We start from the raw sequence: 13,842 nt of genomic DNA, 5'->3' as shown, positions 1-13,842 counted from the left end.
CAGTGGCGGCGACCTTTGCCATTGCAAGGGCTTGCAAGGGCTTGCCGGCCCCGGCTCCCGCCGGGGCGTCTGCGTTCACGCAGCCTGGGCGGCACCGGCGAGCGTCTGCTCGCGCAGCCGGTCGTACTCCGGCCTGGGAACGGGCACCGCATCGGCATCGCCCAGATCGTTCATGTGTACCCGATAGGTCTCGCGGGCGGTAAAGGCCGCGATGGCTGCGACCACGCAGACGCCGAGCGTGATGGAGCCGATCAGCATCGGGATGTTGGTGGCGCCAGGGGGCGCCACGGCCACGAACAGCGCCGGCAGCAGTGCCGTGACGAGCGTGCCGAGGTTCTGCGAGATCGCCATGCCGGAGACGCGGGTGCGGGTCGGGAACATTTCCGGGTAGAAGCTCGGGAACACCGCGTTGTAGCCTTGGTAGACCACGCCCCACATCAGCAGCGACATGACGATCGCCATGGGTACGTTGTGGATGCTGATGGCGTAGAGGTAGCCGAACGACAGCAGCCCGGCACCGATGGCGCCCACCATGATCGGGATCCGGCGGCCGATCTTGTCCGACAGGTTGCCGACGAACGGAATCACGATCACCGCCACGATGTTGCCCATCACCGGGATCCAGAGGTAGACGTCTTTCTCGAAGCCGATGCCGTATCCCGGCTGCACTGCGTACGCCGCGCCGAAGATCGTGGTGACCACCGGGATCACGTTCATCAGCGAGCAGCACATCACGCGCAGCATGTCGCGCCAGCTTTCCATGACGGCCTGGACGACGGGTGCCTTCTGCACCTTGCCGGCCTTGTCGACTTCGGCGAACGCGGGGGTCTCGTCGACCTCGCGGCGAATGATGTAGCCCGCCACGATGACAAGGAAGCTCATCAGGAACGGAATGCGCCAGCCCCACGAATTGAACTGCTCGGCCGGCATGTAGTGCGCCAGCGGCAGAAACACCGCGGCAGCCAGGATCTGCCCGGCCTGCACGCCCTGCAGCGTGAAGCTGGCGAAGAAGCCGCGCCGGCCGAACGGTGCGTGCTCGAGGATCATGGAGCTGGCACCGGAGATCTCGCCGGCCACTGCGAAGCCCTGGATCAGACGCATCAGCACCAGCAGCGCGGGTGCCCACAGGCCGACCTGGTCATAGGTCGGCAACAGGCCGACGGCCACGGTCGAAAAGCCCATCAGGAACATGCACATGATCAGCACGTTCTTGCGGCCGTGCGTATCGCCCCAGTGGCCCAGCACGAAGGCGCCGATCGGCCGCGCCACGTAGCCGACGCCATAGGTCGCGAGCGACGCGATGATGGCGATCTGCGGATCGCCCTTGGGAAAGAAGATCTGCGGAAAGATCAGCGCCGCTGCCGTGGCGTAGATGAAGAAGTCGTAGTACTCCAGCGCCGAGCCGATCCAGCCGCTGGCTGTGGCTTTCTTCGACTGGTGCCTGCCGTGAGGCTCATGCGTGGCTGTATTGGCCATGGTTGTCTCCCTTGTTGATGAGATGAAAAGTCATTCCTGCGCCTGCGATGCCATGCGCGCCGGTGCATTGCTGGCGCCATAGCCGTCGTACGCGTCGATACGCTGCACGATTTCAAAAAACAGTCCCTGCCCGAAACTCTCGGTGTAGCTGTGCAGATAGACGCCGGCCGGCGAGCGGTCGAACAGCACGCCGGCCGCTCGCATGCGCGCGACCAGTGCAGCGTCGATGTCCAGCCGCGTCGGCAGGTCGTCGTAGTAGTTGTCGGAGATCGGCACGAAGCGCGTGCCGTTGGCACGCAGCCGCGCGACCGTGGCGAAGATGTCTTCGCAGCGCAGCGCGATGTGGTGCACCGCGCCGCCGCCGGTCTTGCTCACCGTGCGCGCGGTGCGCGTGCGCTGGCTCTGCGACACGTTGAGCACCAGCCGCACGCTGCGCTCGGCATTGGCCACCCCGCGGCTGCGGATCAGGCCGAACGGGTCGGCCAGCTCCAGGCTCTCGCCCGGCTCCAGGCCCAGCACTGCACGCGAGAACAGCACCCAGGTGTCGAGCTGGTCTGGCGCCAGGCCGAGCGCCACGTGGTCGATGACCTGCAGGCCGGCGTCGGTGGCATCGGCGCCGCCGTCTTCCAGAACGAAGTCGGCCTCGTACAGGCCCGTGGTGCCCAGCGCCGACGAGACGAAGTGAACCAGGTTGCCGCCCGGCGCGATCATGGCCGGCACCGGCAGTTCGCCCGGCCCGAGCGGGCTGTCGTGGCGCTGTGAGCGCATGCCGGTGGCGCGCTCCACTGCCGCCACCGGGTCGGCCGCGCGCAGGCCGAGCGCGCACACCGATGCGCCGTGCGCGTCGAAACGGCCGCGTGCAAACGAAGCCGGCTGCGCATTGACGATCAGGTGGATGTCACCCTGCCGGTACAAGACCACGGCCTTCGAGCGATGGCGCCCGACGCGGCGAAAGCCAAGCTGCCGCAGCAACGTGCCAAGCGTTTCGGCCGCTGCCTCGTCGGCGGCGAACTCGAGGAATGAGAAGCCTGACAGCGCCGGCACCGGGGGCGGGCTGAACAGTTCGACAGTCTCCAGCACGCGCTGCGGGCGTTCTGCCTGCGCGGCCGCCAACCGGGTTCGCGCCTCGCTTTCAAGGTACAGCAGCGAGCGCATCGCATCCACCGCGGTGCGGCGGTTCGGCGTTTCCCGGAACACGTCGTTGAAGATCTCGAGCGAGAGCGGGCCGGTGTAGCCGGCCAGCAATGTCTTCTCGAAGAAGGTCACGACATCGAAGTCGCCCTGCCCCGGAAACGAGCGGTGGTGGCGCGCCCACTGCAGCACGTCCATGGCCAGCAGCGGCGCATCGGCCATCTGCAGAAAGAAGATCTTGTCGCCCGGAATGTCGACGATGCCGGCGGGATCGTCTTTCAGCGACAGCGTGTGGAAGCTGTCGAGAACCAGCCCGAGCTGCGGGTGGTCGGCGCGACGCACGATGTCCCAGGCCTGCCCGTACAGCGAGGTCGCACGGCCCCAGGCCAGTGCCTCGAACCCGACGCGCATGCCGCGCCGTGCGGCGCGCTCGGCCAGTTCGTGCAATTGCGCGGCAGCGCGCGCCGGGTCGTCGAGGGTCAGCGGCGAGGTGTTCGAGCAGCACAGCATCAGCGACGCACCCATCGCCTGCATCAGATCGAACTTGCGCTCGGCGCGTTCCAGGCTGCGCTGGAACTGTGCCTCCGGCATGCCCTCGAAATCGCGGAAGGGCTGGTACAGGTCGATCGACAGGCCAAGGTCGGCGGTGATGCGCCCCAACGCGGCGGCGGTGCCGTTGAAGTTGATGAAGTCGTTCTCGAACAACTCGATGCCGTTGAAGCCGGCGGCCGCAATGGCTTCGAGCTTCTGGCGCAGCGTGCCGCTGAGCGACACCGTGGCGATGGAGCGGTGCATGGTCAGTACTGGTGGATGTGCATGCCGCCGTCGACCTGGATCGCCGCACCGGTCGTGAACGGCAGATCGCCCGCGGCCAGCGTGGCCACGGCCCGGCCCACGTCGTCGGATTTCGGGTTGTTCATGGTGCGTTGTCTCCTGGATCGCGCCGTCCGGATCGACAGCGCGATGCGACTTTAGGAGCCCGCCATGCCTCTCACAACGCTGCCGGCCTAGGGTGTGATCGATCATCGTTCAAATGCGCGCGCTATTCGGACGGACCTGGGGTTTCACCTAGGCCGCCTCGCCCTGCACACCCCCGCGCCGCTTCGCTGCCATTGTTGAGTTCAGGTTAACGACGGTTTCACTTCGAGCTCGAATCAACATCGCCCGCGAAACCTACAGTCCCCGGACTTCCAAGGAGACAGACCATGCAGACACCCGGATTCCGCCCCCGCGCGGCACTGACCGCGCTCGCTCTCGGCCTCGCTGCCAGCGCTGCCGCCGCACAAGGCTGGCCTGCCAAGCCGATCACGCTGGTGGTGCCGTTCCCGCCCGGCGGCAGTTCCGACGTGCTGGCCCGCGCGCTGACCACGCCGCTTTCGCAAAGCCTCGGGCAACCTGTCATCGTCGAGAGCAAGCCCGGCGCCGGTGCCACGTTGGGCGCGGACTATGTGGCCAAGGCCAAGCCGGACGGCTACACGCTGCTGATGGGCGCCGTGCACCACACCATCGCCACCAGCGTCTACAAGAAGCTGCCCTACGACTTCGAGAAGAGCTTCGCCCCCGTCACCACCGTCGCGCTGGTGCCCAACGTGCTGGTGATCAACGCGAAGTCGCCGGCGACAGACGTCAAGAGCCTGGTCGCGCTGGCCAAGGCGTCGCCCGGCAAGCTCTCCTACGGATCGAACGGCAATGGCACCGTTCAGCACCTGATCGGCACGCAGTTCTCGAGCCAGACCGGCATCGACATCCTGCACGTGCCCTACAAGGGCAGCGCGCCCCTCACCACCGACCTGCTCGGCGGCCAGGTCGACATGTCGTTCGACACGCTGCCGCCGGTCGTCCAGCACATCAAGGGTGGCAAGCTGCGCGCACTCGCCGTGACCACGGCCAGGCGCTCGAGCACCCTGCCCGATGTGCCGACGCTGGCCGAGGCCGGCCTGAAGGACTTCGATCAGGGCACCTGGTTCGGCATCCTCGCCCCCGCGGGCACGCCGAAGGAGGTGGTTGCAAAGCTCAATGCCGAGATGGTCAGGATCATCCAGTCGCCCGACTTCAAGAAGCGCATGGAAGAAGCCGGCGCCGAGCCGGTCGGCAACACGCCGGCCGAGATGGCCGCGCAGATCAAGGACGACACGGCGAAGTATGCAAAGCTGGTGAAGGACGCCAAGGTCGCGATCGACTGACCGGCGCCTCAGGCCTTGTCAGGGGCCGACTGCTGCTCGAATGACAGCGCCATGAAGTCCACGAACGCCCGAACCCGCGCGGCCAGCTGATGCCGCTGCGGGTACACCGCGTGGATGTCCGCATCCGGCGTGTGGTACTGCGGCAGCACCTGCACCAAGCGGCCGTTGCGCAGATAGCGCTCGATGTCCCACTCGGCACGCATCAGGATGCCATGGCCATCGAGCGCCCAGTTGACGGCGATCTCGCCGTCGTTGGTGGTCAGGTTGCCCCGGGTCTTGACCGCCTCGACGCTGGCATTGCGCCCTCTTCCGCTGGCCAGGCGCCACACGCCGTAGGCCTCTTCGCCTTGCCGGATGCCGATGCAGTTGTGCCTGGTGAGATCGTTGGGCACCTTCGGCATGCCGTGCTTCGCCAGGTAGGCTGGCGCGGCACACAACAGCCTGCGATTGCCGGCGATGCGCCGCGCGATCACCCGCGAGTCCGGCGGCGCGCCGAAGCGGATGCAGATGTCGAAGGCGTCGTCGGTCAGGGGCGGCGGGTTGACCGACAGCTGCAACTGAACCTCGACCTGCGGGTGCTTGCGCACGAAGCGCGAAATCACGGGCGCCACATGGCTGCGCCCGAAGCCCAGCGTCGCGTTTACGCGCAGCAACCCCTTGGGCGTTGCCTTCGAGACGCCCAGCAGTTCCTCCATGCCGTCGATCTCCCCGAGGATGCGGCGCGCATGCTCCAGGTACAGCTCGCCCTCCGGCGTTAGGCTCATGCGCCGCGTGGTCCGGTTGACCAGCGCCACGCCCACCCTCGACTCCATCAGTGCCAGATGCTTGCTCACGGCGGGCGTGGTCACGCCGAGCTCGCGCGCCGCCGCGCTGAGGCTGCCGGCGCTCGCCAGCGTCGAGAAGAAGCCCAGGTCGGCCGGCTGGATTCCGCTGCTCATGGCGCTCCGATTGTTGAGTTGAGGTTAAGGATGGATTCACTTCGGCGGCGTGCCGAAGCATCCCCTGGTTTTTACAGTACTGCATCCCTTCAACAAAGCGAGCTGGACACCCCATGAAGACCTACAAGATTGCAACCATCCCCGGCGACGGCATCGGCAAGGAAGTCGTGCCCGCCGGCCAGCAGTTGCTGGAAGCGCTGGCCTCGGCCGGCAACGGTTTCCGCTTCGAGTTCGAGAACTTCGGCTGGGGCGGCGACTGGTTCCGCGAACACGGCGTCATGATGCCGGACGACGGCCTGGACGCCCTGCGCGACAAGGACGCGATCCTGTTCGGCTCGGCCGGCGATCCGCACATCCCCGACCACATCACCCTGTGGGGCCTGCGCCTGAAGATCTGCCAGGGCTTCGACCAGTACGCCAATGTGCGCCCGACCCGCATCCTGCCCGGCATCGACGGGCCGCTGAAGCGCTGCGGCCCGGACGACCTCGACTGGGTCATCGTGCGCGAGAACTCCGAAGGCGAATACGCCGGCGTGGGCGGGCGCGTGCACCAGGGCCACCCCATCGAGGCCGCCACCGACGTGTCGATGATGACCCGCGCCGGCGTCGAACGCATCATGCGTTTTGCGTTCAAGCTGGCCGAGGCGCGCCCGCGCAAGCTGCTGACCGTCGTCACCAAGAGCAACGCCCAGCGCCACGCCATGGTGATGTGGGACGAGATCGCGCTGCAGATCAGCAAGGAGTTCCCGGACGTGACCTGGGACAAGGAACTGGTCGACGCCGCGACGGCGCGCATGGTGAACCGCCCCGCCACACTCGACACCATCGTCGCGACCAACCTGCATGCCGACATCCTCAGCGACCTGGCTGCGGCGCTGGCCGGCAGCCTCGGCATCGCGCCCACCGGCAACATCGACCCCGAGCGCCGCTACCCGTCGATGTTCGAGCCGATCCACGGCTCGGCCTTCGACATCATGGGCAAGGGCCTGGCCAATCCGGTCGGCACTTTCTGGTCGGTCGTGATGCTGCTGGAGCATCTCGGCGAGACCGAAGCCGCCCGGATTGCAATGGCCGCGATCGAGCAGGTCACGGCCGACAAGTCGCTGCACACGCGCGACCTCGGCGGCACAGCCACCACGGCGGAGGTCACCCGTGCCGTGTGCGGCCAGGTGATGGCGGGCACGCAGCGCAAGGCGGCCTGATCGGGCCGCGGCCGGCGCGCTGCGCAGAGGAGATCGCTGCGATGCTAGGCGGCACGGGCCGGATGCCCGCTGACGCGGCTGCCGGCATCGCGCGGCAGCCGAACCGCATCGATCAAGGCCAGCAGGGCCAGCAGCGTCACCAGCCCCAGCGCGATGCGGAAGTCGATGGCGCCGGGATGGCCGGCGTTGCCGGTGAAGCGCTCGGCCACGCTGAGCGCGATGGCGCCGAACGCGATGCCGATGCCGGCGCCCAGTTGCTGGAACATGCTGAACAAAGTGGTCGCGCCGCTGGTCTGCGCCGGCGTGGTGTCGCAGAAGGCAAGCGTGTTGAAGGCGGTGAACTGCATCGACCGGCACATGCCGCAGAACACCATCACCGCCGCCATGAGCGCCAGCGGCGTGTCGGCCGAGAGCGCGGCGCAGGCGGCAAAGCCCAATGCCACCAGCAACCCGTTGGCCACCAGCGTGCCGCGAAAACCGAGGCGCCGCATCACCCAACTCGTGGCCGGCTTCATGCCCAGATTACCCGCGAACAGCGCCAGCATCATGAAACCCGAAGCGACCATGCTGAAGCCGAAGGCCAGCTGGAACATCAGCGGCAACAGGAACGGTGCGCTGCTGATCGCGATGCGAAAGAGCGAGCCGCCCAGCACCGACACGCGAAAGGTCTGCACGCCGAATACCGACAGATCGACCAGCGGATGCGGCGTGCGTCGCAGGTGCCACACCGCATAGCCGAGCGCCGCCGCGCCGGTACAGATGAAAGCGCCCGCTTGCGGCCAGTCGATGCGCGTGTGGCTCAGCAGGTCGAGCCCGTACATCAGTGCAGCCAGCCCGGCCCCGCTGGCGACGAAGCCGCGCGCGTCGAACGGGCGCTGCCGTCCCGGCGCGTCGTCGATCCAGCGCAGCGCGAGCAGCAGTGCAATAGCGCCGAGCGGCACGTTCAGGAAAAAGATCCAGTGCCAACTCCAGGTGCTGGCGATCCAGCCGCCCAGCGGAGGGCCCAGCACCGGCGCGGCCAGTCCGGGCCAGGTGATGGTGGCAATGGCCTTCACCAGCCCGCTCTTGGGCGTGCTGCGCAACACGACGAGGCGCCCGACCGGCACCATCAGCGCGCCGCCGATGCCCTGCGCGATGCGCGCCATCACGAACGTCGGCAGGCTCTGCGCCAGACCGCAGGCCACCGAGGCCAGCGTGAACACCAGCACCGCACCGGCGAACACATGGCGGGGCCCGAAACGGTCGGCCACCCAACCACTCACGGGAATGAAGACGGCCAGCGCCAGCAGGTAGGCGCTGATGCCGATCGCCAGCGCCGCCGGCGCCACCCCGAAGCTCTGTGCCATCGCCGGCACGGCAGTGGTAATGACCGTGGCATCGAGGTTCTCCATGAAGAACGCGGCGGCCACGAGCCATGCGATGAGGGTGCCGCGGCGCGGGTCGGTGGCGGATGCCTCGGTTGGAGCAGATGTCATGAAGGCTCCGAGCATAGCCAGCGGAACTGACTTAACCTCCCCGCTCAAGATTGACGAGACACGCCATGGCCGACAAGACTCCTTTCGAACCCGGTGAATCGGCCGGCTCCTCCGGCATGCGCCGTGGCCTGACCAGCTACGGGGATCAGGGCTTCTCGCTGTTCCTGCGCAAGGCGTTCATCAAGGGTGCCGGCTTCACCGACGCGGCCCTCGAGCGCCCGGTGGTCGGCATCGCCGACACCGGCAGTGCCTACAACCCATGCCACGGCAACGCGCCGCAACTGATCGAGGCGGTCAAGCGCGGCGTGATGCTGGCGGGCGGCCTGCCGATGGCCTTTCCGACGATCTCGGTGCACGAAAGCTTCGCAGCACCAACCAGCATGTACCTGCGCAACCTGATGTCGATGGATACCGAGGAAATGGTGCGCGCGCAGCCGATGGACGCCGTGGTGCTGATCGGCGGCTGCGACAAGACCGTGCCTGCGCAATTGATGGGCGCCGCTTCGGCCGGCCTCCCGTCGATCCAGCTCATCACCGGCTCGATGCTGACGGGCAGCCACCGCGGCGAGCGCGTCGGCGCCTGCACCGACTGCCGCCGCTACTGGGCCAAATACCGCGCCGGAGAGATCGAAGCCGAGGAAACCGCCGACGTGAATAACCAGCTCGTGGCCAGCGTCGGCACCTGCTCGGTGATGGGCACGGCGAGCACCATGGCCTGCATCGCCGAAGCGCTGGGCATGACGATGCCGGGCGGCGCCTCGCCCCCGGCAGTGTCGGCCGACCGCATCCGCATCGCCGAGCAGACCGGTGCGCAAGCCGTGCAGATGGCGCGCGACGGCCTCACCATCGACAAGGTGCTGACGCCGGAGGCCTTCGAGAACGCGATGCGCGTGCTGCTGGCCATTGGCGGCTCGACCAATGGCATCGTGCACCTGACCGCGATCGCAGGCCGGATGGGCCTCGAGACCGATCTGGCCGCGCTCGACCGCATGGGACGCGACACGCCGGTGCTGCTCGACCTGAAGCCTTCCGGCCAGCACTACATGGAAGACTTCCACCATGCCGGCGGCATGGCGACACTGCTGCGGGAGCTCAAGCCGCTGCTGCATCTGGGCGCGATGACCGTGACCGGCCGCACGCTCGGCGAAGAACTCGAGCGCGCCGGCCCGGGCTTCCGTCAGGACGTGGTGCGCAGCATCGCCGACCCGATCTACCCGCAGGGCGGCATTGCGGTACTGCGCGGCAACCTGGCGCCGGGCGGCGCGATCATCAAGCAGTCGGCCGCCGACCCGAAGCTCATGGAGCACGAGGGCCGCGCCGTGGTGTTCGAGAACATCGAAGACCTGGTGACCCGGATCGACCGCGACGACCTCGACGTGACGCCGCAAGACGTGCTGGTACTTAAGAACATCGGCCCCAAGGGCGCACCGGGCATGCCAGAGGCCGGCTACATCCCGATCCCGCGCAAGCTGGCGCGTGCCGGCGTGAAAGACATGGTCCGCATCTCGGACGGCCGCATGAGCGGCACGGCCTTCGGCACCATCGTGCTGCATGTGACGCCGGAGTCCGCCATCGGCGGGCCGCTGGCGTACGTGCACAGCGGCGACCGGATACGGCTCAGCGTGGCGAATCGCGAGATCGCACTGCTGGTGTCCGACGAAGACCTGGCGCGCCGTGCCATGGCCGCGCCGGTGGTCGAGCCCAGCGCCGAGCGCGGCTACCTGAAGCTCTTCCTGCAGACGGTGACGCAGGCCGACCAGGGGGTGGACTTCGACTTTCTGCGCGCGCAGAGATCGACGGGCAAAGTGCCGCGCTGAGCGCTCAGAGGCTGCGCCAGAAGTCGATCAGCAGTTCACCGAACTCGGCCGGCTGCTCGACCGCGCTCAGATGCGCAGCGTCAATGGTCACCAGCCGCGCACCCGGGATCGTATCGGCCAGGGCCTGCGACATTTCCATCGGCGTGGCTTCGTCCTGCACGCCGCCGATCACCAGCGTCGGCACGGTGATGCGGCGGTTGCTTTCGCGGAAGTCGATCGCCGCCACCGCGTTGCAGCTTGCGATATAGCCATCCGCGTCGGTGGCTTCCAGCGTCTGCTGCAGCGCCTTGGCGGCGGCCTCTCCTTCGAAGGTCGACGCCCAGGCCGGCGTGAGCCAGCGCGAGACCGCGCCCTGCGAGATCGCGGCCACGCCTTGCGACGCGACGGTTTGCACACGCGCACGCCACGGGGCCTGGTCCGGATAGTGCGACGACGAGTTGGCAATCACCACGCTGCGCAGCAGCTCGGGACGACGCAGCGCCAGCGCCTGCGCCGTCATGCCGCCCATCGACAGGCCGACGAAGTGCACCGGCTCGCCAGCCGCCTCGCGTTCGATCAGCTCGGCGGCGTCGTCGGCCAGCGTCACCATGTGCAGCGCGCCGGCGACCCGCTCCGAGGCGCCGTGGTTGCGGTGGTCGTAGCGCAGCACCGTGTGGGCGCGCGCCAGCTGCGCCGCCAGCGCGTCCCACATGTGCAGGTCGCAGCCGAGCGCATGGCTCAGCACGACGATGGGGCCGTTTCCTTCGCGAACGACGTTGATTTGAATGGTCATCAGGTTTCCTTGTCGGGGGGCGCCAGCGCGGCCAGCAAGCCCTTCTCGCGCAGGATACCGGTCGCGATGCCGAAGGCATGGTTGGCCACCGGCACGCCGCAGTAGATGGCAGCCATCATGATCACTTCCTTGATGTCCTCCGGCGTCAGACGCGACTCGGGCGGCCCATCGAGCGCAGCGCGCACGTGCATCGCGAACTCCTCGTACGCGTGGATGCCGAGCATCATCGAAAGCACCATGTAGCGGCGCGTCTTGTCGCCCAGCGCGGGCCGGCCCCAGATGTCGTTCCAGGCGTGGCGCGTGATCAGCGCCTGGAACTCGGCGTTGAAATCATTGCGGTTGGCGAGCGACTTGTCGACCCACGCGTCGCCCAGCACGCGGCGGCGGTTCAGCAGCCCCTGCTGGTAGTCGTCGGCGGGGGTGGGGGTATCGCTCATCGGGAATTGCCTTTCTTCGGTACGGTGGCCTTGCGCATCTGCCCGACCTGGGCCAGCGCGAGCTGGCCGGCATGCTGCGCGAGCGCGGGATTGAACCATTCGTCGGCTGCATCCTTCGGCAGCTCGGCGCGCAGCCGCTCGATGTTGGCCAGCATGCGGGCCGCGTCGACCTGCAGGCCGGGCAAGGCCGTGGCCAGCGCCCGCACGCTCCCGTGCGCGGACATCAGCAGCTGCGGCCACTCGGCCAGCTCGGCCTGCCAGGCGCCCAGCGCACGCTCGTGCGCCTGCGGCATCGCGGCCAGCAGCGCAGCCACGCGCTGCGGCGCGCGCTGCGCGGCCGCCAGTGCGACCATCGAAGCCACCGGGTTGCGCTTGTGCGGCATCGCCGACGAGCCGCCGCGGCCAGGCTCGCTCGGCTCCATCACCTCGGCCACCTCGTATTGGCCCAACAGCGAAATGTCGAGCGCGATCTTGCCGAGGCTGCCGACCATCAGGCCGAGCTCACAGCCGAGCGCGACCCATTCGTCGCGCTGCGTGTGCCAGGTGGCCTGCGCATCGCCGAGGCCGAGTTCGTCGGCCATGCGTTGCATCACGTCGCCGCCCTTCCCTTTCATCTGCGCCAGCGTGCCGACGGCGCCGCCGAGCTGCACGTTGAGCGCATTGCGGGCGGCCAGCCGCAGCCGGGCCTGGCTGCGCACCAGCGGCGCGACCCACCCGGCGCACTTGAAGCCGAAGCTGGTGACCGACGCAGGCTGCATCAGCGTGCGCGCCAGCATCGGCGTGGTCGCGTGCTGCGTGGCGTGCTGCAGCAGCGCGTCGACGGCGCGCGCCAGGTCGGCCTCGACCAGCGTGATGGCGTTGCGCGTGACCTGTGCCATCGCGGTGTCGATCACATCCTGGCTGGTGCTGCCGAAGTGCACGTAGGGCACGGCATCGGCATTGAACAGGCCGACCGCCTCCTTCAGCGCCTTGACCAGCGGAATCGCGACGCTGCCGGCCCGGCCGCTTTCGCGCACGATGCGCGCCACGTCGAACAGTTCGACCTTGCAGCTACCGATGATCGACTGCGCCGCCGCTTCGGGAATGAGTCCAACCGCGGCTTGCGCGCGCGCGAGGGCCGCCTCGAAACGCAACATCGCGTCGACGAAACTGTGGTCGTCGAACGCGGCGAGCGTTTCGGGTGTTGAAAGAAAGCCTTCAAAGATGCTCATGGAAGCGGAGCCGTGGTGCTCCCGTTCAAACAGCCCAGGTGGGCGATTGGCGTGGTCTCGCCGCTGATCATGGAGCTTACTTGCGAACCTTGGCCAGTTCGTCCTGCATCTCGGCCACCGTGGCGGCGATCGCCACGCCGTGCTTGTCGATCACAGGCTTGAGCTTTTCGCGCAGCTTGGCTTGCTCCGCGGCGCTGAATTCGGTGACCTGCATGCCGGCCTTCTTCAGTTCGGCGAGCGTGCCGGCCGCGGCGTCGCGTGAGGTCTGGCGCTGGAACTTGGCGGCTTCAACCGCGGAGTCCTGCAAAACCTTCTTCTCGGCGCCGGAAAGCTGATCCCACACCTTCTTGCTGAAGATCAGCGACTGCGGGTTGTACTGGTGGTTGGTGATGGCCAGGTGTTTCTGCACCTCTGCAAACTTGTTGGCCAGAATCACGTTGAGCGGATTTTCCTGCCCGTCGATGGCTTTCTGCTCCAGCGCCGCATAGACCTCGGGGAAGGCCAGCGGCGTGGGGTTGGCGCCCAGCGCCTTGACCCAGTCGACGTTGATGGCATTGGGGATCACGCGCAGCTTGAGTCCGGCGATGTCTTCGACGGTGTTGATCGGCTTCTTGCTGTTGGTGATGTTGCGAAAGCCCAGCTCCAGGTAGGCCAGCCCGACGATGCCCTTGTCGGCCAGCTTGGCATGCAGCTTCTGGCCCAACGGGCCATCGACCACGGCGTCCGCCTCCTTCGCGTTGGCGAACATGAAGGGGAAGTCATAGACCTCGAAATCCTTGACCTGCGAAGCCAGGATGCCGGAGTTCAGCGCCACGAGCTCGATGGTGCCACCCTGCAGCGCAGACACGTTGGGCGCGTCGCCGCCAAGCGTGCCACCGGGAAAAACGGTGACCTTCATCTTGCCGCCGGATTTGGCGGCCACCAGTTCGGCGAACTTCTCGGCCCCGGTGGCCAGCGGATGGCCCTTGGGGTTTTGCAGTGCGTACTTGAAAGTGCGCTCCTTGATGTCCTGCGCCAGGGCAGCGTTAAACGGCAGCACGGCGACCAGGGAAGCCACGAGGGCGCGGCGAGCGAATGAAAAATGCATGGTTGTCTCCAAGTAAGTCAAACAGGAAAGAAAACTAAACGGCAAACGCGGCCCCTTCCAGGAACACCGCGGAACCGGCTCTGCCGGGCCGCCGGTGTTGCCCCCTTGAGGGG

General features: G+C 67.5%; 12 protein-coding genes. 3 read left to right on the top strand and 9 right to left on the bottom strand.

From position 1 onward, the window contains the following. Window positions 1-75: 75 nt before the first annotated feature. The 3 genes from ACSFA8_RS21730 to ACSFA8_RS21720 are packed head-to-tail and all read right to left on the bottom strand — an operon-like array spanning window position 76 to window position 3,527. A complete protein-coding gene (locus ACSFA8_RS21730) occupies window positions 76-1,476 on the bottom strand; it encodes an MFS transporter (protein WP_435481556.1) in 1,401 nt (466 codons plus the stop codon). Between the two features lie 30 nt (window positions 1,477-1,506). Then, window positions 1,507-3,402, bottom strand: coding sequence for a bifunctional sugar phosphate isomerase/epimerase/4-hydroxyphenylpyruvate dioxygenase family protein (locus ACSFA8_RS21725; protein ID WP_435481555.1), 1,896 nt, complete (start codon window positions 3,400-3,402; stop codon window positions 1,507-1,509). A gap of 2 nt (window positions 3,403-3,404) precedes the next feature. Then, window positions 3,405-3,527: a hypothetical protein gene (locus ACSFA8_RS21720; RefSeq protein ID WP_435481554.1), complete on the bottom strand. Its 123-nt coding sequence runs from the start codon at window positions 3,525-3,527 to the stop codon at window positions 3,405-3,407. Window positions 3,528-3,812: 285 nt separating this feature from the next. Here ACSFA8_RS21720 and ACSFA8_RS21715 point away from each other — a divergent pair, with 285 nt between their 5' ends. After that, window positions 3,813-4,790, top strand: coding sequence for a Bug family tripartite tricarboxylate transporter substrate binding protein (locus tag ACSFA8_RS21715; protein WP_435481553.1), 978 nt, complete (start codon window positions 3,813-3,815; stop codon window positions 4,788-4,790). An 8-nt stretch (window positions 4,791-4,798) separates the two neighbouring features. On the opposite strand, the gene ACSFA8_RS21710 is transcribed toward ACSFA8_RS21715, so the two are convergent. Then, window positions 4,799-5,728, bottom strand: coding sequence for a LysR substrate-binding domain-containing protein (locus ACSFA8_RS21710; protein ID WP_435481552.1), 930 nt, complete (start codon window positions 5,726-5,728; stop codon window positions 4,799-4,801). Window positions 5,729-5,841: 113 nt separating this feature from the next. Here ACSFA8_RS21710 and ACSFA8_RS21705 point away from each other — a divergent pair, with 113 nt between their 5' ends. Further along, complete coding sequence (locus tag ACSFA8_RS21705) at window positions 5,842-6,930, top strand: tartrate dehydrogenase (protein WP_435481551.1); 1,089 nt, start codon at window positions 5,842-5,844, stop codon at window positions 6,928-6,930. 44 nt (window positions 6,931-6,974) lie between these two features. On the opposite strand, the gene ACSFA8_RS21700 is transcribed toward ACSFA8_RS21705, so the two are convergent. Then, window positions 6,975-8,405 carry an MFS transporter gene (locus ACSFA8_RS21700; protein WP_435481550.1) on the bottom strand — a complete coding sequence of 477 codons (1,431 nt, stop codon included), beginning with the start codon at window positions 8,403-8,405 and terminating at the stop codon, window positions 6,975-6,977. 65 nt (window positions 8,406-8,470) lie between these two features. Between ACSFA8_RS21700 and ACSFA8_RS21695 the strand changes: the two genes are divergently transcribed. Next, entirely contained in the window at window positions 8,471-10,222 is a 1,752-nt protein-coding gene (locus tag ACSFA8_RS21695; protein ID WP_435481549.1) for an IlvD/Edd family dehydratase, read from the top strand. 4 nt (window positions 10,223-10,226) lie between these two features. Here ACSFA8_RS21695 and ACSFA8_RS21690 read toward each other — a convergent pair whose 3' ends face one another. The 4 genes from ACSFA8_RS21690 to ACSFA8_RS21675 all read right to left on the bottom strand — a co-directional run bounded on the left by ACSFA8_RS21690 (window position 10,227) and on the right by ACSFA8_RS21675 (window position 13,729). After that, on the bottom strand, window positions 10,227-10,994 hold the full coding sequence (locus ACSFA8_RS21690; RefSeq protein WP_435481548.1) for an alpha/beta fold hydrolase: 768 nt from the start codon (window positions 10,992-10,994) through the stop codon (window positions 10,227-10,229). Next, window positions 10,994-11,431, bottom strand: coding sequence for a carboxymuconolactone decarboxylase family protein (locus ACSFA8_RS21685; RefSeq protein ID WP_435481547.1), 438 nt, complete (start codon window positions 11,429-11,431; stop codon window positions 10,994-10,996). The genes ACSFA8_RS21690 and ACSFA8_RS21685 overlap by 1 nt, the downstream gene beginning before the upstream one ends. Further along, window positions 11,428-12,642: a 3-carboxy-cis,cis-muconate cycloisomerase gene (gene pcaB / locus ACSFA8_RS21680; RefSeq protein WP_435481546.1), complete on the bottom strand. Its 1,215-nt coding sequence runs from the start codon at window positions 12,640-12,642 to the stop codon at window positions 11,428-11,430. The genes ACSFA8_RS21685 and pcaB overlap by 4 nt, the downstream gene beginning before the upstream one ends. Window positions 12,643-12,718: 76 nt before the next feature. Continuing rightward, a complete protein-coding gene (locus ACSFA8_RS21675) occupies window positions 12,719-13,729 on the bottom strand; it encodes a TRAP transporter substrate-binding protein (RefSeq protein WP_435481545.1) in 1,011 nt (336 codons plus the stop codon). Window positions 13,730-13,842: the final 113 nt, after the last annotated feature.

This window comes from Variovorax nitratireducens (assembly GCF_051216545.1).
In the GTDB taxonomy this organism is placed as follows: Bacteria; Pseudomonadota; Gammaproteobacteria; order Burkholderiales; family Burkholderiaceae_C; genus Variovorax.
This window is presented reverse-complemented; position numbering and strand designations above follow the sequence as displayed.